Source organism: Mesorhizobium sp. M8A.F.Ca.ET.207.01.1.1, from assembly GCF_004794715.1.
Taxonomy (GTDB): domain Bacteria; phylum Pseudomonadota; class Alphaproteobacteria; order Rhizobiales; family Rhizobiaceae; genus Mesorhizobium.
This window is the reverse complement of sequence record NZ_SRUS01000002.1, coordinates 373176-389900: the sequence shown is the minus strand read 5'-3', so window position 1 is coordinate 389900 and position 16725 is coordinate 373176. Positions and strand designations below refer to the sequence as shown.

Below are 16725 nucleotides of genomic sequence, written 5' to 3'. Positions count from 1 at the left end.
ATTTCGTCCTTTTCGAAGGATACCAGGGTGGCGCGATGCGGAATCGCCGCCACCCTTTTATTTTGATTGTGACCCGGCCCGGAGGGGGAACCGGACCTGAACGACGGCGCAAGTGAGGACAGGGCAGACATGAACGCAACAAGCGTGGAGCGCGGAACCGCATTGCGTGGTTTCGCCCTGACAGCGGCCCTGCTTTCCGGACTGGTACTTGCCGGCTGCCAGACATCGGGCCCGGCCGGCGAATTCAACAACATCGACAAGGCGCAAGGGTCGAGCGAGAACATCTCCTCGCTGTCCGCTGTCATCCAGCGCAATCCCCAGGATCCCGAAGGCTACAATGTTCGTGGTTCGGCCTATGGTCGCGGCGGCCAGTACCAGGCTGCGCTCAAGGACTTCAACCAGGCCATCCAGCTCAATCCGAATTTCTATCAGGCCTATTCGAACCGCGCGCTGATCCAGCGCTTCCTCGGCAACCAGGAAGCGGCGCTGGCGGACTACAACCGCTCGATCCAGATCAACGGCAATTACGACGCCGCCTATATCGGCCGCGGCAATCTCTACCGCAAGGCGGGCCGCACCCAGGATGCCTTCAACGACTTCCAGAAAGCGATCCAGCTCGACACGACGGACGCCCGTGCCTACCACAATCGCGGCCTGATCTATCAGAGCCAGGGCCAGCACAAATTCGCCATCGAGGATTTCTCGACCGCCATCTCGCTGGCGCCGGATGCCGCCGAGCCCTACAACGGCCGTGGCCTCTCCTATCTGGCGACCGGCGACGAGGACAATGCCTTCTCCGACTTCAATATGGCCATCAAGCTCGATGGCCAGAACGCCGAGGCCTGGGCCAACCAGGCGCTGATCTACGAACGGCGCGGCGACAAGGCCAAGGCGGCGAAGGCCTATCGCGAGGCCGTGCGCCTCAACCCCAGCTACCAGCCGGCCAAGGACGGCCTCGCCCGCGTCAGCTGACACTCCGCAGGCCCGCGCCAAGCGCCCCACTGCATCATGTGCGTGTCCGAAAGGACACGCGGCGCGTCGGATCGCCATCAAACCGGCAACCCTGTGTTAACCGCGGTGGCAAGCCGTTAACCTTTGCCTTGTTCGCGCCAAGTTTTCAGCGGAACGGTCGCGGGACCCGAGACGTTATTGAAGACTGACTGCGAAAGGACCCTCCCATGATCAAGAAACTCGTCTGCGCCGCCGCCCTTGCAACGACCGTATTCGCCGCCGCCCCGGCCAGCGCCGGCAGGCTGCAACTCGGCACGCTCGACTGCACCATCGATGGCGGCACCGGCTATATCGTTGCGTCCAACAAGGGCGTGTCCTGCGTCTTCCGGCCCCATCATCACGGGCCGTCGGAAATTTATACCGGCGTCATCTCGAAGCTCGGTGTCGATGTCGGCAAGACGCACCAGGGCCAGCTCGTCTGGGCGGTTTTTGCCGCGACGCGCGACCGTGACGCGGGCGACCTTGCCGGTAGCTACTACGGCGTCAACGCCGAGGCGAGCGTCGTGACCGGCGGCGGCGCCAACCTGCTGGTCGGCGGCTTCGACAGCGCCTTCATGTTGGAGCCGCTCAGCGTCCAGGCGCAGACCGGCGTCAACCTCGCCGTGGCGGTGACTTCGCTGGAACTGATCCACTCGCTCAAATAAGAGGTTTGGAGCCTCGGCTCCAGACCCTTCACTCTACGGCGCGGAACCGGATAGGATGGTTCCGCGCCGTTTGATTTTGGGGGACGCCATGCCGAGGACAGCCATCGCCGCTGCCATGATCGCAACCATGCTTGCCGGCACGGCACAGGCGCAAGACCAGGGCGTGGAGCTCGGCACGCTTGAATGCGCCATATCAGGCGGCACCGGCTTCATCTTCGGCTCGAGCAAGGATCTGAGCTGCACCTTCACCCCGGCCGACAAGAGCTTCGCGCCGGAAGCCTATTTCGGCGCCGTCAACAAATATGGCCTCGACATCGGCACGACCAAGCAGGCGGTGATGCGCTGGCTGGTGCTGACGCCGCTGAAGAACATCTACGCGCCGGGCGCATTGGCGGGTGACTATGTCGGCGCCAGCGCCGAAGTGACCGCCGCCGTCGGCGCCGGCGCCAATCTGCTGGTCGGCGGCTCCTCGCAGGCCTTCACCCTGCAGCCGCTCAGCCTGCAGACGCAGACCGGCATCAATCTCGCCATCGGCGTCAGCCAGTTCCAGCTGCGCAGCACCGAGAACTGATCGCCAGCGATCCATCCAGGACGACACTGGCCCAAACATATCTCGAAAAAATCGCTTGAGCTCAACCGAGGTTGAGGTTCTACAAACCCGCCCCAAGCAAGGCCGCGTCTCGACGCGGCGCGCATGGTCCTGCCGGAAGCCTCGCGCTGGCCTCTGGCACCATGCGGCTGCAGCAAGATATGCAAAGCAGGGATGGACATGACTGAAATCAGCACAAAGAAGGTCGATTGGCGCGCCTTGTGGGCGAGCGGAGACCTCGCGCGCTTCTGCTTCATCAGCCTCGGCATCCTGCTGCACGCCACCAATGAGACGATGGTCGCGACGGTCATGCCGGCCATGGTCGGTGAACTGGCCGGCGTGCAACTCGTCGGCTGGTCGCTGGCGATCTACGAACTCGGCGCCATCGTCGCCGGTGCCGCGGCCGGACGGCTGGTCAGCTATGTGGCGCTGCGCACCAACATGGTGGTCGCGGCGCTTCTTTATGCTGCCGGGGCGCTGATCTGCGCCGCCTCGCCTTCGATGCAATTGTTCCTGGCCGGCCGTCTGATCGAGGGGCTGGGCGGCGGCGCGCTGGTGTCGCTGGCCTTCGTCTCGGTCGAGCGGCTGTTTTCGCGTGCCATCTGGCCGCAGCTTTTCGGCATCATGTCGGCGATCTGGGGCGTCGCTGCCTTCAGCGGTCCCCTGCTCGGCGCTGTTATGACCGAATTGCTGTCGTGGCGCTGGGCCTTCGGCGTCTTCACTCTCGGCGGCACCGCCATGGCGCTGGCAAGCTTCCTCGTGCTCGACACACCGGAAGCGACAAGGCCCAGCACCGGAGCCGGCAAGGCGCCGCCCTTCCCGTTCATGGCGCTTGGCTGCCTTGCCATCGCCGTGGTGCTGATTGCCTCGGCCGGCGTCGACATCGCCCTGTTGCGTTCCTCGCTGCTGATCGTGCTGGGCCTCGCCGGGCTGGCGTTGTTCTTCTACATCGACGCGCTGAAGCCGCGCTCCCGGCTTTTCCCGGCGCGGCTGTTCTCGTGGCGCACGCCAGTGGGCGCCGGCATGACCATGGTCGCCGCCTTTTCCATCGCGACCTGCTCCTTCGGCGTCTACGGACCGCTGCTGCTGACCAGCCTGCACGACATTCCGCTGCTGACCACCGGCTACATCATCGCCGCCGAATCGATCGCCTGGTCGATCCTGTCGATCCTCGTCGCCAACGCGCCGCCGCGGCGCGAAAGGCTGATCATCGTCTGCGGCGCACTGATGATCGCGGCGGGCATCGCCGGCTTCGCCTACACGATACCGCTGGGCTCGATCCCGCTGATCCTGGTCTGCGCCCTGTTGCAGGGCGGCGGCTTCGGCATTTCCTGGCCGTTCCTGACCCGCGTCATCGTCGCCTCCGCCCCGGACGACGAGCAGACCATTGCCTCGGCCGCGGTGCCAACCATGCAGCGCATCGGCTATGCCGTGGGTGCCGCCCTTGCCGGCATCGTCGCCAATGCCAGCGGTTTTTCGCAGGGCCTCACCCATGACGCGGCCGCTGATGTCGCGAGCTGGCTGTTCCTTGCCTTCGTGCCGCTCGGCATTCTTGGCTGTCTCGCCGCCTTGCGGACATCAGCGGCGGCAAATCGGCCGCTCGCGGTCATCGGCTGACGCCGGTTCCGGCGGACGGGTTGTTCACTCGACGCGCAGCCGATAGCCGACACCGGTTTCGGTGGTGATGTAGCGCGGCTGGTCGGGGGTTTTTTCGATCTTCTGCCTAAGCTGGCGCACATAGACCCTGAGATACTGCACGTCGGTCGAATCGTCCCAGATCTGCTTCAGGATGAAGTGGTGGGTGAGCACCTTGCCGGCGTGCTGCACCAGGATGCGCAGTATGTCGTACTCCTTCGGCGAGAGCTTCACCTCCCGGTCCTCGACCCTGACGATGCGCTTGACCAGATCGACGCTGAGGTCTCCACTCTGGAAAACGGGCTTCTCGCCCTGTTGCTGGAACTTGTGCCGCAGCGCCACGCGGATGCGGGCCACCAGTTCGTTCATGCCGAACGGCTTGGTGACATAATCGTCGGCGCCGAGTTCGAGCGCGCTGACGATGCCGGCCTCGTCGGTGCGGCTGGAGAGGATGACGACAGGAATGTCGATGCCCCCGTCACGCCATTGGCGCAGGAGGTCATGCCCCCCCATGCCGGGCAGGCCGAGATCGAGCAACACCAGGTCGGGCTTTTCCTGTTCGATCAGCTCGATCGCCACCTTGGCGTTCGGCGCCTCGCTGACCGCGTAACCCTGGCTGGCGAGGCCGACCCGCAGCAGCTTGCGGATCGGCGGCTCGTCATCGACAACCAGTATCCTGACATTGGAATTGGTCATCGAGGCTGATCCTCGCCGGGCTCGTCGCCGCCATTGCCGACATCGGGCAATTCCGCCGGCACCGGCATCCGGATGGTGAAGGCGCCACCGGAGCGGTCGGTCCGGTTGGCGGCCGTGATCGTGCCGCCCATCGCCTCGACGAAGCCACGGCAGATCGACAGGCCGAGCCCGGTGCCGGCGCGCACCTGATCACCCTTGCGCACCCGGTAGAAAGTGTCGAACACGCGTTCCAGGTCCTGCGCCGGAATGCCCGGCCCCTCATCCATGATCTGCACGACGACGGAGCCATTGTCGGTCCATCCCTGGACGCGGATCGTCGAGCCGGGCGGCGAATATTTCGAGGCATTGTCGAGAAGGTTGAACAGGACCTGCTCGAACAGCACGGGATCAAGCCTAACCATCGGCAAGTCGGGCGGAATATCGACCTCGATCTTGTGTTCGCTGGTGATCTTGCGGGCGCGGTCGAGCGCCGTGCCGACGATATCGCCGAGATAGTGGAGGGCGTAGTTCGGCTCCATCGCACCGGACTCGATCTTGGTCATGTCGAGCAGGTTGGCGATGAAGCGGTTCAGCCGTTCCGATTCGTCGATCACCGCCGACAGAAGCTCCACCCTGTCCTGCTCGGGCAGATCAGGCGCGAACTCCTTGAGTGTGCCGGCCGCTCCCATGATGGCCGCGAGCGGCGTCTTCAGGTCATGCGAAATCGAGGTCAGCAGGGCCGAACGCAACCGGTCGGCTTCGGCGGCGAGCTTGGCGCGGTCGACATCGGCGACGAGCTGGACACGTTCGATCGCCACCGCCGCCTGATCGGCCAGCGCGTCGAGCAGCCGCTGCTGTTCGGGCGTCAAAAGCGGACCTTGCTTGTCATTGTCGAGGCCGACGACACCGATTGCCGTGCGCCCCGTGCGCAAGGGGAGATAGAGGCGCTTGGCGCCGGGCAGCGTGTCGGCGCCGCGTCCCGCGGCACGGTTGTGCTCCCAGGCCCAGCGGGCGGCGGCGATGTCGGCCTCGGCCAGCGTGTCGTCGGGCGGATAGCCTGCCTTGACCGTGATCGTGCCGTCTTCCGGCAGCAGCAGCACCACGCGCAGCTTCAGCATCGAGGCGATCTGGAAGGCGGTGGCCCAGAGCACGTCGTCGAGCGTGCCTGCGCCGGCGAGCTTCTTGGAGAAGAGATAGATGTCCTCGGTTGCCCGCGCTCGCGAGCGGGCGGCGGCGGCCTGACGCTGCACGCGCGCGGTGAGATTGCTGGCGATCACCGCGACGGCAAGGAAGACGGCGAGCGCGACGATGCTCTCCGGATCCCGGATCGTCAGCGTGTAGCGCGGCTCGAGGAAGAAATAGTTGAAGGCCAGCGCGCTCAGGAAGCAGGCATAGAGCGCCGGCCACAGGCCGCCCGCCACCGCCGACGTCAGCACTCCGAGCAGGAAGACGATCGCCAGGTTGCGGACATCGAGAAACTGGTCGAGCGCCGTGGTGACCGCCAATGAACCGGCGACATAGGCGGTGGCGAGCAGATAGGGCCAGACCTGGAACTGCCTCTGCTCGGCCGCCGCCTTGACCCGCCTTGCCGACGCCTCGGTTTCGCGCTCGGTGCCCGAGATGACATGGACGCTGATGTCGCCGGCGTTGCGGATCAGATCATAGGTGAGCGACCCCTCGATAAGTTCCCGCCAGCGCGACCGGGTCGGCCTGCCGACCACGATGTGGGTGAAATTGTTCGCCGTCGCATGGCGCACGATGTCCTGCGCGACGCTCTGGCCCGGAATGGTCGTCACCTCGGCGCCGAGCTGCTCGGCGAGGCGCAGGAGCGTGGCGAGCCTGTCCTTATCGTCCTCGGACATGCCGGCCGAGCGCGGCGTGTCGACATGAAGCGCCGTCCATGGCGCACGAAGCCTGTCGGCCAGCCTGCGTGCATAGCGAATGCGGGCTGCCCCGCCTGGACGCGCATCGACGCAGACGAGCACCCTTTCGCCCGCCGCCCACGGACCCTGGATGGCGTGGGACTGCATGTGGTTGAGCAACTGTTCGTCGACGCGCTGGGCGGTACGGCGCAGCGCCAGTTCCCGCAACGCAGTCAGATTGCCTGGCGAAAAATAGTTCTCGACGGCACGCTGCGCCGTGTTGGGGAAATAAACCTTCCCCTCCTCCAGCCGCTTGATCAGGTCGTCGGGCGTCAGATCGATGATTTCAACATCGTCGGCCCGGTCGATGATGGAATCGGGAACGGTCTCGCGCACCCGGACCCGGGTGATCTGGGCGACGACGTCGTTCAGGCTTTCGACATGCTGGATGTTGAGCGTCGTATAGACGTCTATGCCCCGCGCCAGGATTTCCTGGACGTCGAGGTAGCGCTTGGGGTGGCGGCTGCCGGGCGCATTGGTGTGGGCGAGTTCGTCGACCAGGACCAGCGCCGGACGCCGGGCAAGGATGGCGTCGATGTCCATCTCGTCGAGGACACGCCCCTTATAGTCGACCTTGCGGCGGGCAATGACTTCATACCCCTCGACCAGGGCCTGGGTTTCCTTGCGGCCATGCGTCTCGACCACGCCGATCACCACGTCGACGCCGTCGGCCAGCCTGGCACGGCCCGACATCAGCATCTCGTAAGTCTTGCCGACACCCGGTGCCGCGCCCAGGAATATGCGCAGACGGCCGCGCCCTTCCCGCTCGGCATGCTCGAGCAGCGCGTCGGGGGATGGTCTGTTTTCGACGTTGCTTCTGTCGTCCGGCATCGGGTCCGATCATGAATGGCGCCGGGGACCGTGTCGATCCCCGGCGCCTGCCATCAACTATTTCGCTGCATCCAGCGCCAGGTTGAGAGCCAGCACATTGACCGCCGGCTCGCCGAGCACGCCCAATTCCCGGTCCTCGACCTGGCCGTCGACGAGCGCCTTGACCTTGGCCTCGTCGATGCCCCTGGCCTTGGCCACGCGCGGAACCTGGAAATAAGCGGCCTGCGGGCTGATCTGCGGATCAAGGCCGCTGCCGGATGCGGTCACCAGGTCCATCGGCACCGGCGCGTTCGGATTTTCCGCCTTCAGCTTCTCGGCTTCGCCCTTGATGCGCTCGATGAGCTTCGGGTTGGTCGGGCCGAGATTGGAACCGCCCGAGGCGCCGGCATCATAGCCATTGCCCGCGGCCGAAGGCCGTCCGTGGAAATATTTGTCGCTGGCGAAGGCCTGGCCGATCAGGTCGGAGCCGATTACCTTGCCGTCCTTCTCGACCAGGCTGCCATTGGCCTGGCGCGGGAACAGCGTCTGGGCGATACCGGTCATGCCGATGGGATAGACGAGCCCGGTCAGCACGGTGAAGAAAACGATCATGATGATCGCGGGTCTGATTTGCTTGAGCATCGGAATGATCCTTATGCAAGGCCAAGGGCCGTGACGGCCATGTCGATTATCTTGATGCCGACGAACGGCACGACGATGCCGCCGAGGCCGTAGACGAGAAGGTTGCGGCTGAGCAGCGCACCCGCGCCGATCGCCCGGTACTTCACGCCGCGCAGCGACAGCGGGATCAGCGCGATGATGATCAGCGCGTTGAAGATGATGGCCGACAGGATGGCGCTCTGCGGCGTTGCCAGATGCATGATGTTGAGCGCCTGCAGCGGGCCGGTCGTCTGTCCCGGCGCGACGTAGAAGACGGCGAACATGGCCGGGATGATGGCGAAGTACTTGGCGACATCATTGGCGATGGAGAAGGTCGTCAGCGAACCACGCGTCATCAACAGCGCCTTGCCGATTTCGACGATCTCGATCAGCTTGGTCGGATCGCTGTCCAGATCGACCATGTTGCCGGCCTCGCGGGCGGCGACCGTGCCGGTGTTCATGGCCACGCCGACATCGGCCTGCGCGAGTGCTGGCGCGTCGTTGGTGCCGTCACCGCACATGGCGACCAGCTTGCCCTTGGCCTGCTCGTCACGGATCAGCTTCAGCTTGTCCTCGGGCGTCGCCTGGGCGAGGAAGTCGTCGACGCCGGCTTCCGCCGCGATGGCTGCCGCCGTCATCGGATTGTCGCCGGTGATCATCACCGTGCGGATGCCCATGCTGCGCAGTTCGGCGAAGCGCTCGCGGATACCGCCCTTGACGATATCCTTCAGGTGGACGACGCCGAGCAGGCGCCCGTCCCGCTCGACCGCCAGCGGCGTACCGCCCGATTTGGCGACCTCGTCGGCGATCGCCTGCAGGTTGCGCACGGTATCGCCTCCGGGCCGTATGCCGTGCGTGGCCGATGTCGGCTGGCTGACATAGGTCAGGATCGAATCGACCGCGCCCTTACGCACCGAGGAGCCGTCTATGTCGACGCCACTCATGCGGGTCTGTGCCGTGAAGGGCACGAACGTGGCATGCAACGTCGCCATGTCGCGGGCCCTGATGGCATATTTCTCCTTGGCCAGCACCACGATCGAGCGGCCTTCCGGCGTCTCGTCGGCGAGCGAGGCAAGCTGTGCCGCGTCGGCCAGTTCCTGCTCGCTGACGCCCTTGACCGGGCGGAATTCCGTCGCCTGGCGATTGCCGAGCGTGATCGTGCCGGTCTTGTCGAGCAGCAGCGTATCGACATCACCGGCGGCTTCCACGGCGCGGCCCGACATGGCCAGCACATTGAAGCGCACCAGGCGGTCCATGCCGGCAATGCCGATGGCCGACAGCAGCGCGCCGATCGTGGTCGGGATCAGCGTCACGAACAGGGCGACGAGCACGGTCACCGAAATGTAGCCACCCGAGTAGGAGGCAAAGCTCGGGATCGTTGCGGTGGCCAGCACGAAGATCAGCGTCATGCCGACGAGCAGGATGTTGAGCGCGATCTCGTTCGGCGTCTTCTGACGCTCGGCGCCTTCGACCAGCGAGATCATGCGATCGAGGAAAGTATGGCCGGCGGCGGCGGTGATGCGCACGCGGATCCAGTCGGACAGCACCTGCGTGCCGCCGGTGACCGCCGAGCGGTCGCCACCGGATTCGCGGATCACCGGCGCGGATTCGCCTGTGATCGCCGCCTCGTTGACCGACGCGACGCCTTCCACCACCTCGCCGTCGGACGGGATGATGTCGCCGGCCTCGACCAGCACGATGTCGCCGACCTTCAGGCTGGTGCCGGGCACCAGCTTGAACTTTGTCCGGTCCTCGCCGGCCAGGAGCTTTGCCTGGGTTTCCGTGCGCGCCTTGCGCAGCGAATCCGCCTGCGCCTTGCCGCGCCCTTCGGCGACGGCTTCGGCGAAATTGGCGAACAGCACCGTGAACCACAGCCAGATGATGATCTGCAGCGTGAAGCGCAGATCGCCGCCGCCGGTGACGAGGTCCTTGACGAACAGCACCGATGTCAGCGCCGACACGACGGCGACGACGAACATCACCGGATTGCGCGCCAGCGTGCGCGGATCGAGTTTGCGGAAGGCACCGCCAATGGCAGGCCACAGGATGCGGGCATCCATGATGCTCGCTGATTTTGACTGGCTCATTTTGAAGCTCCGGCTTCAGTGTTGGTGTGCGGCGCCGATTGGTCGGATGCCGAAAAAAGATGGGGAAGCCCGTAGGCCAGCAGCCAAAGCGCGATCATGGCGCCGGCAAGTCCGAGAAAGGTCGACATGGTCGGGAAAGGAGGCGGCAGCCCCTCCTTCCCCGGTTCGGGCCGATGCCTGACATGGCGGCGCTTGTTGCTGAACCAGGACATGGCTACCTCAGAATGTCTGTCCATGGATCATCCCCAGGTGCTCGACAACAGGTCCGACGGCAAGGGCCGGGAAGAAAGTCAGTCCGCCGACGATGACGATGACGCCGACCAGCAGCCCGACGAACAGCGGACTATCGGTCGGGAAAGTGCCGGCCGAGGCGGGCACGGTCTTCTTCGCCGCCAACGCGCCGGCGATGGCGAGCGCCGGGATGATGACCAGGAAACGGCCCATCAGCATGCCGATGCCGATGGTGATGTTGTACCAGGCCGTGTTGCCGGTGAGGCCGCCGAAGGCCGAGCCGTTATTGGCCGCCGCCGAGGTGTAGGCGTAGAGAATTTCGGAGAAGCCGTGCGGCCCGCCATTGGCGATCGACGCCACCGCGCTCGGCAGAACCACCGCGATGGCCGTGAAGACCAGCATCGCCAGCGGCAGGCACAGGATGGCCAGCATCGCCATCTTGACCTCCTTGGCCTCGATCTTCTTGCCGAGATATTCGGGCGTGCGGCCGACCATCAGGCCGGCGACGAAGACGGCAATCAGAATGAACATCAGCATGCCGTAGAAGCCGGCGCCGACACCGCCGACGATGACCTCGCCGAGTTGCATGTTGATGAGCGGGATCATGCCGCCAAGCGCGGTGAACGAGTCATGCATGGCGTTGACCGCGCCGCAGGAGGCGGCCGTGGTGATGACGGCGAACAGCGCCGACAAGGCGATGCCGAAACGGGTCTCCTTGCCTTCCATGTTGCCGCCGTCGATGCCCAGCGCGTGCACCAGCGGATTGCCCGCGGCTTCCGCCCAGTAGCAGACGGCGACGCCGGCGATGAACAGCACGCCCATCGAGGCAAGGATCGCCCAGCCCTGGCGCTGGTTACCGACCATACGGCCGAAGACGTTGGTCAAGGCAGCGCCGACGACGAAGATCGACAGCATCTGGATCAGGTTGGAGATGGCGTCGGGGTTCTCGAAGGGATGTGCCGCATTGGCATTGAAGAACCCGCCGCCATTGGTACCGAGCATCTTGATGGCGACCTGCGAGGCGACCGGGCCGAGCGCGATCGTCTGCCTGGCGCCTTCGAGCGTGGTGGCATCGACATAAGGCCCGAGCGTCTGCGGCATGCCGAGCCAGACATAGACAAGGGTGAGCACGATGCAGAGCGGCAAAAGCACGTAGAGCGTGGCGCGCGTCATATCGACCCAGAAATTGCCGATCGATTTTCCCGAAGCGCGGGCAAATCCACGGATCAGCGCGATGGCGATGGCGATGCCGGTGGCCGCCGAAACGAAATTCTGGACCGTCAGGCCGGCCATCTGCACGAGGTAGGACATCGTGCTTTCGCCGCCGTAGTTCTGCCAGTTGGTGTTGGTCATGAAGCTGGCGGCGGTGTTGAAGGCGAGCGCCGGGTCGACCGCGCTCATGCCGGCCGGATTGTAGGGCAGGCTGCCTTGCATGCGCTGCAGGAAGTAGAGCACCAGGAAGCCCGCCAGGTTGAACAGCAGCAGGGACACCGCATATGTGGTCCAGTGCTGTTCCTCATGATCGCTGGTTCCGCAAATGCGGTAGAGTCCGCGCTCGAGCGGGCCGAGGACCGACGAAAGCGGCGTGCGATCGCCGTTGAAGACGCGGTGCATGTAGCCGCCGAGCGGCTTCACCAGCAAAACGAGGATCCCGCAGAAGATGAGGATCTGTATCCATCCGTTTATGGTCATGATGTAGCTTCCGTGCACCGGTGGACTAGAAACGCTCTGGGCGAATGAGGGCGTAGGTCAGGTAAGCGAGCAGGAACAAGGTGACGCCGCCACCGAGGATGTAGTCGACAAGCATGGTTCGATCCTTCCGCTTAAATTCTGTCGCAGGCTCTGACGTAGGCGAGGGACACGGCGAAGAACAAAACTCCGATCCCGAGCATGATAATGTCCATTTTGCCTGTTCCTTGTGCTTTGTACTTCGTGCCTTCCTGGAAAGGCTCGCAATACCATGACAACCCCCGCCGCATGTTCATTGACGTGGCACCAGATCTTGGTCGTGCGAATATGGACCCGATCGCCATAAAGGTTCGAGACGGCGCGGGGCGCAAAGAAATAGGAATTTTATAAAGGTTTCCCGCGCGGGCTCGATTGCCCGGCCGGGGTCTGTCGGCAGTGGGCGGCCTCAGCGAGAGCAGACGCCCCGCGACCACGGCGCGCCCGGAAAGCTTGCCCTTGTTTGTTGGAACTCCTGACCGGCCCACATCAGGTTCCCGGTCCACCAGTCATGGCCGCCGGTCAGTGCTTTTGCCAACAACACCGTGGCTTCCTGTTTCAGCTCGGATCGTAAATTCTCCCAGCCTTGATGCCGATCAAGGGGGCTCGCGGCCTTCTCCGCTATCAAACCGTGATGATCGAGAACTCAACCTCTCCAACGTGGCGTGGCCGGGGCCAGCCCTACTGGTCGCGACCGGCTATCGAGGCGCTGCAGGAATGCCGCTCTCGGCCTGCCGGGCTGACTTCGACCGAGCCGCGCAACGAGGATGCCCGCTCGGTTGCTCAGCGACAGGGTGCGTCGGCCTTATCGGCTGGGCCGGAGATGGAGGCGACGGAGGCGCACCGAAGGTGAGCGGCATTTTCACGACAATTGCGCGGCGCTTCACCCCGTTTAAGCCGATGGCCGACGCGATACGCGCTGGCGAGAAGTTTCCCAATTTTGTCCGGCGCGCCAGCGGCATGCATCAGGTCTATGTCAGCGTGATCGCAATCTCGGTTGCCTTGGCTAACTTTATCCCCATCGACCTGCAGAGACGGGTCGTCGATGGGGCGATTGCCGACAAGAACATACGGGCGCTCCTGATGCTCGGCGGCCTGTATCTAGCGGCTATACTCCTGCATGCGGGGTTGAAATACGCACTGATCGTCTATCAGGGCTGGCTCGGAGAGAGCGTGGTTAAGACGGCGCGCGATCAACTCGCTCTCGTCGCCACGCAAAGGTCAGCGCGCGAGCACGCAAGGAGCGGTCAGACCGCCAGCATCATCGGCAACGAGATCGACTATGTTGGCGGATTTGTCGGCACCAGCATCTCTGAATGCGTGGTCAACGTCACGATGATGATCTCCGTCGTATCTTACATGATCTACATGCAGCCGGTGATTGCTCTGGTCAGCGGCGTATCACTCCTGCCGCAGATCCTGCTTGCGCTTTACATGCAGAAGGACCTGAACACACTCGTGGAACGGCAGGTCGTGCTGGTCCGAAGGCTTGGCAACCAGGCAGTCAATTCCTTCGCCAGCCACTCGACGAAGCGCCGGGCAGCCTTTCGCACCATACGCACCATCTTCAGCAACCGCCTTGAATTCTATTTGTTGAGATTCGGGCTGAAGACGTTGCTGAACATAGCCAACGCGTCTGGGTCCCTGATGGTCCTGATCGTTGGCGGCTATCTTGTCATCCGCGGGCAGACGACGATCGGCACCGTCGTCGCCTTCATTTCGGGCTTCCAACGCTTGTCGGAACCCACAGGGGAACTTCTCGACTTCTATCGCGCGTATTGGCAAGCGAAAGTGCAATTCCGGATGATCGTCCAGTGGGTCGACGGCAATCATCCCTCGCAAACCGGACATTCCAGCGCACAGCCGGAATTGAATCGGTGATCTAGTTAGCCTGGCCAGCGGCTGGTGCTCCGCAGCACAAGCCGAACGCATAGTGAACTTATTGGCGAAGCACCATATGAAGCACGTCTGAGCGCGCCGTGTAGGAGAGCCCATTCGGCATGTCGCAGGTGAAGCCGCCCTCCGCATCCGGGCGGCTACATCTTGACGGACGACCCAAATTTCAAGCGAAATACACCACGACGGTTTTCCCACAGACCAAAGGGGAATTTGTGGTCGACCTGGAAGGGACCTTCAAGGCGATGGCTGTGGGCCGCAAGGGCCCGTCCCGCAACTGACCTACAGCCGCCGGTGCAGCCGACCGGATAAGTCGCATCGACGGCAAGGTCTAAGCGTTCCTTGAAAGCCCCATCGAGGGCGACGCGATCGAACGCCGATTGATCTCGCGCAATTTGCGCTTAAGCCATACCTATTACAATCGTCCGGCTATCGACTTTGCGCAAAGGACGTATCTTTGACCGCCAGGCCTTCATCGCCTTCGTACAGAAAGGGGCAACTTGGCCCTGACGACCTTCCCAGCGCCGCCTGTCGTCTGCCGGCGCAAGCGGACAGGCTCGCTCCCGGCTGGCTTCCCACGGGCAGCCGGAGCGTCCGATGAGCAAAGCACTGCGCACTCGAATTTGTATTCTGCTGTCGGCCGGCATTGCGATTTTCTTTTGGGCACTGCTTGGAACCTCCTTGGCACAGCAGTCTCCGGCCGGCTTGCCGCCTGAAAAGGCACGGCAGTTCCTCAACCTGCTGTCCGACCCTGAGGTGAAGCAATGGCTCGAAGGAAAGATACCGGCAGCCGCCGAGGAACCGCCTGCCGCATCGCTAGAAGGCACGATCGCGAGTTGGGAGGGAGCCGTTCGCGCACGTCTCGCCGCGCTCGCGGATGCCATTCCCCGCATCCCGCAGGAGTTGTCCAACGCCGCCGGCGTCGTCTCGCGCGACGTGAATTCAGGCAGGCCCGGCCTGGTGGTCCTGATCCTGGCAGTTCTGATTGTCGTCGGCTTCGGCGCCGAGTGGCTGGTCCGCCGGGCTTTGGCGTCGGGCGCTTCCGAGGCAACGATTGACCCCGGAAAGGCGGTTCTGTCCGAGGTCGCTGCCTTGCTGACATTTGCCCTAGCCAGCATCGGCTCGTTCCTCGCGTTCGAATGGCCGCCGCTTCTGCGCAAGATCGTGCTGACGCTGCTGCTCGCCTTCATCATCTTTCGCGCTATCCGCGCGATAACCAAGTCTCTGCTGGCGTTGGGGTCTCCCATTGAGGGTGACCCTAGCGATCAGCGGGGCGGCAGCCGCGAGGCGGGTCAACGCTTCTGGCAGCAACGCGTGAGCGCGGTCGCCGGGTTTTTTTTCTTCGGCTGGGCGATTGTCAGCATCATGCCGGCCCTTGGCTTCTCGCCCGACATGCTGCGGCTCGTCGCGCTCTCGTTCGGGCTTGGCCTGCTGGCCGTCGGCTGCGACACCGTTTGGCGGCGGCCTAGCAAGCCAGCCTCACCGATCAAGAATTGTCTGCTTACGCTCTATCTGGTTGTACTTTGGCTAGTCTGGGTCGCGGGGGTGCTCGCATTGCTGTGGATCGGTTTGTACGCGCTGCTCCTGCCTAGCGTGGTGCGCGGCGTCGGTAATGTCTCGCAAGCGGTCGCCGGCACCGCCAAGCGCAGTGGCGCCGTCGGCGTGGCGCTCAACGTATTTATCGTCAGAGGCGCTAGGGCGGGGGTCATTGCAGCGGCGATCGTTTGGCTCGCCTACGTCTGGCGTCTTAGAGCAGCGGCCTTTGCTCACGACGAGATGGGCGCTCGCATCATATCCGGATCGCTTAACGCCATTGTCATATTGATGGTCGCGGATCTGTTCTGGCAGCTCGCCAAGGCCCTAATCGCCTATAGAATTGAGGCATCGAGTCTGGCCAGTACGGATCCCCATCATGCGGCACCCCAGGCGGATCCGTACGATGCAGCACGTGCAGCCCGCCTGCGAACTCTCTTGCCGATCTTTCGCAACGCGCTCGCCGTCCTCATCGGCGTCGTGGCAGTACTAAGCATCCTGGCCGGGTTAGGCGTGCAGATCATGCCTCTGATCGCTGGCGCAGGTGTGTTCGGCGTGGCCATCGGCTTCGGCTCGCAGACGCTTGTGAAGGACATGCTGAGCGGAGTGTTCTACCTGATGGACGATGCGTTCCGGGTGGGGGAGTACATCCAGAGCGGGTCATACAAGGGGACGGTCGAGTCCTTCAGCCTGCGCTCGGTCAGGCTGCGCCACCACCGCGGCCCCGTCTATACCGTTCCGTTCGGCCAGCTCGGCGCGATCCAGAACATGAGTCGCGACTGGGTGATCGACAAGATAACGATCGGCGTGACCTACGATTCCGACGTCGAACTCGCGCGCAAGCTGGTTAAGAAGATCGGACAAGAGCTGGCGCAGGACCCCGAATTCGCGGCCGACACGATCGAGCCGCTGAAAATGCAGGGCATCGACGCGTTCGGCGATTTCGCCGTCCAGCTCAGTATGAAGATGACGACCAAACCGGGAACGCAGTTCCCGATCAAGCGCCGGGCCTTCATGATGATTAAGAAGGCCTTCGAGGACAACAACATCAAGATCGCGTTCCCGACGGTGCACGTCGAGGGCGGCGATGCCGCCACCGCTGCCGCCGCACAGCAGCAGATCGCCAAAATGAGCCAGGCTGAAGCAGCGGCCTGTCAGGCCTAGACCACGCACGGCATTGACTGTCGATCCTGAGGGTTAAGTCGGATCCCGAAACGAGGCCGGTTCATCTTTGCCCGGGCTCCAGGCAAGCCAGTGAGTAGGACGAATCTCGACGCGAGCTCCGGTCACCACATTCCTCCACCCCT

Annotated in this window: 14 protein-coding genes; 7 read left to right on the top strand and 7 right to left on the bottom strand. The window is 63.8% G+C overall.

Annotated features, from left to right (window positions below):
* The first annotated feature begins 129 nt into the window (after positions 1 to 129).
* The 4 genes from EN850_RS06745 (at position 130) to EN850_RS06730 (ending at position 3861) form a co-directional block, all read left to right on the top strand.
* Positions 130 to 972 (top strand): tetratricopeptide repeat protein, encoded by an 843-nt coding sequence (locus EN850_RS06745; RefSeq protein WP_127275461.1) that lies wholly within the window; start codon positions 130 to 132, stop codon positions 970 to 972.
* 206 nt (positions 973 to 1178) lie between these two features.
* Positions 1179 to 1655 carry a DUF992 domain-containing protein gene (locus EN850_RS06740; protein WP_127275462.1) on the top strand — a complete coding sequence of 159 codons (477 nt, stop codon included), beginning with the start codon at positions 1179 to 1181 and terminating at the stop codon, positions 1653 to 1655.
* 88 nt (positions 1656 to 1743) lie between these two features.
* On the top strand, positions 1744 to 2226 hold the full coding sequence (locus tag EN850_RS06735) for a DUF992 domain-containing protein (protein ID WP_127275463.1): 483 nt from the start codon (positions 1744 to 1746) through the stop codon (positions 2224 to 2226).
* 198 nt (positions 2227 to 2424) lie between these two features.
* Positions 2425 to 3861, top strand: a complete 1437-nt coding sequence (locus tag EN850_RS06730) for an MFS transporter (protein WP_135919023.1) — start codon at positions 2425 to 2427, stop codon at positions 3859 to 3861.
* Between the two features lie 24 nt (positions 3862 to 3885).
* On the opposite strand, the gene EN850_RS06725 is transcribed toward EN850_RS06730, so the two are convergent.
* Genes EN850_RS06725 through kdpF form a run of 7 tightly spaced genes read right to left on the bottom strand, consistent with a single transcriptional unit; the run spans position 3886 to position 12071 of the window.
* A complete protein-coding gene (locus tag EN850_RS06725) occupies positions 3886 to 4575 on the bottom strand; it encodes a response regulator transcription factor (protein WP_127869947.1) in 690 nt (229 codons plus the stop codon).
* Positions 4572 to 7307, bottom strand: a complete 2736-nt coding sequence (locus EN850_RS06720) for a sensor histidine kinase KdpD (RefSeq protein WP_136090877.1) — start codon at positions 7305 to 7307, stop codon at positions 4572 to 4574. Before EN850_RS06720 ends, EN850_RS06725 begins: the two co-directional genes overlap by 4 nt.
* A gap of 57 nt (positions 7308 to 7364) precedes the next feature.
* Positions 7365 to 7928 carry a potassium-transporting ATPase subunit KdpC gene (kdpC, locus tag EN850_RS06715; protein ID WP_136090876.1) on the bottom strand — a complete coding sequence of 188 codons (564 nt, stop codon included), beginning with the start codon at positions 7926 to 7928 and terminating at the stop codon, positions 7365 to 7367.
* 11 nt (positions 7929 to 7939) lie between these two features.
* Positions 7940 to 10033, bottom strand: coding sequence for a potassium-transporting ATPase subunit KdpB (gene kdpB, locus EN850_RS06710; RefSeq protein WP_136090875.1), 2094 nt, complete (start codon positions 10031 to 10033; stop codon positions 7940 to 7942).
* Complete coding sequence (locus EN850_RS06705) at positions 10030 to 10269, bottom strand: hypothetical protein (protein WP_245511688.1); 240 nt, start codon at positions 10267 to 10269, stop codon at positions 10030 to 10032. The genes kdpB and EN850_RS06705 overlap by 4 nt, the downstream gene beginning before the upstream one ends.
* Entirely contained in the window at positions 10253 to 11956 is a 1704-nt protein-coding gene (gene kdpA / locus EN850_RS06700; RefSeq protein ID WP_136090874.1) for a potassium-transporting ATPase subunit KdpA, read from the bottom strand. Before kdpA ends, EN850_RS06705 begins: the two co-directional genes overlap by 17 nt.
* Before the next feature lie 25 nt (positions 11957 to 11981).
* Entirely contained in the window at positions 11982 to 12071 is a 90-nt protein-coding gene (gene kdpF, locus EN850_RS06695; protein WP_015315765.1) for a K(+)-transporting ATPase subunit F, read from the bottom strand.
* A gap of 767 nt (positions 12072 to 12838) precedes the next feature.
* Between kdpF and EN850_RS06690 the strand changes: the two genes are divergently transcribed.
* The 3 genes from EN850_RS06690 to EN850_RS06685 all read left to right on the top strand — a co-directional run bounded on the left by EN850_RS06690 (position 12839) and on the right by EN850_RS06685 (position 16582).
* Positions 12839 to 13870 carry an ABC transporter ATP-binding protein gene (locus EN850_RS06690; protein ID WP_189591012.1) on the top strand — a complete coding sequence of 344 codons (1032 nt, stop codon included), beginning with the start codon at positions 12839 to 12841 and terminating at the stop codon, positions 13868 to 13870.
* Between the two features lie 119 nt (positions 13871 to 13989).
* Positions 13990 to 14166 carry a hypothetical protein gene (locus EN850_RS36270; protein ID WP_189591031.1) on the top strand — a complete coding sequence of 59 codons (177 nt, stop codon included), beginning with the start codon at positions 13990 to 13992 and terminating at the stop codon, positions 14164 to 14166.
* A 316-nt stretch (positions 14167 to 14482) separates the two neighbouring features.
* On the top strand, positions 14483 to 16582 hold the full coding sequence (locus EN850_RS06685; protein ID WP_136090872.1) for a mechanosensitive ion channel family protein: 2100 nt from the start codon (positions 14483 to 14485) through the stop codon (positions 16580 to 16582).
* The last annotated feature ends 143 nt before the right edge of the window (positions 16583 to 16725 follow it).

Bases quoted from the DNA above. Each gene is read 5' to 3' on its own strand.
- EN850_RS06745 (WP_127275461.1), top strand. From the start codon at position 130: ATGAACGCAACAAGCGTGGAGCGCGGAACCGCATTGCGTGGTTTCGCC.
- EN850_RS06740 (WP_127275462.1), top strand. From the start codon at position 1,179: ATGATCAAGAAACTCGTCTGCGCCGCCGCCCTTGCAACGACCGTATTC.
- EN850_RS06735 (WP_127275463.1), top strand. From the start codon at position 1,744: ATGCCGAGGACAGCCATCGCCGCTGCCATGATCGCAACCATGCTTGCC.
- EN850_RS06730 (WP_135919023.1), top strand. From the start codon at position 2,425: ATGACTGAAATCAGCACAAAGAAGGTCGATTGGCGCGCCTTGTGGGCG.
- EN850_RS06725 (WP_127869947.1), bottom strand. From the start codon at position 4,575: ATGACCAATTCCAATGTCAGGATACTGGTTGTCGATGACGAGCCGCCG.
- EN850_RS06720 (WP_136090877.1), bottom strand. From the start codon at position 7,307: ATGCCGGACGACAGAAGCAACGTCGAAAACAGACCATCCCCCGACGCG.
- kdpC (WP_136090876.1), bottom strand. From the start codon at position 7,928: ATGCTCAAGCAAATCAGACCCGCGATCATCATGATCGTTTTCTTCACC.
- kdpB (WP_136090875.1), bottom strand. From the start codon at position 10,033: ATGAGCCAGTCAAAATCAGCGAGCATCATGGATGCCCGCATCCTGTGG.
- EN850_RS06705 (WP_245511688.1), bottom strand. From the start codon at position 10,269: ATGGACAGACATTCTGAGGTAGCCATGTCCTGGTTCAGCAACAAGCGC.
- kdpA (WP_136090874.1), bottom strand. From the start codon at position 11,956: ATGACCATAAACGGATGGATACAGATCCTCATCTTCTGCGGGATCCTC.
- kdpF (WP_015315765.1), bottom strand. From the start codon at position 12,071: ATGCTTGTCGACTACATCCTCGGTGGCGGCGTCACCTTGTTCCTGCTC.
- EN850_RS36270 (WP_189591031.1), top strand. From the start codon at position 13,990: ATGTCGCAGGTGAAGCCGCCCTCCGCATCCGGGCGGCTACATCTTGAC.
- EN850_RS06685 (WP_136090872.1), top strand. From the start codon at position 14,483: ATGAGCAAAGCACTGCGCACTCGAATTTGTATTCTGCTGTCGGCCGGC.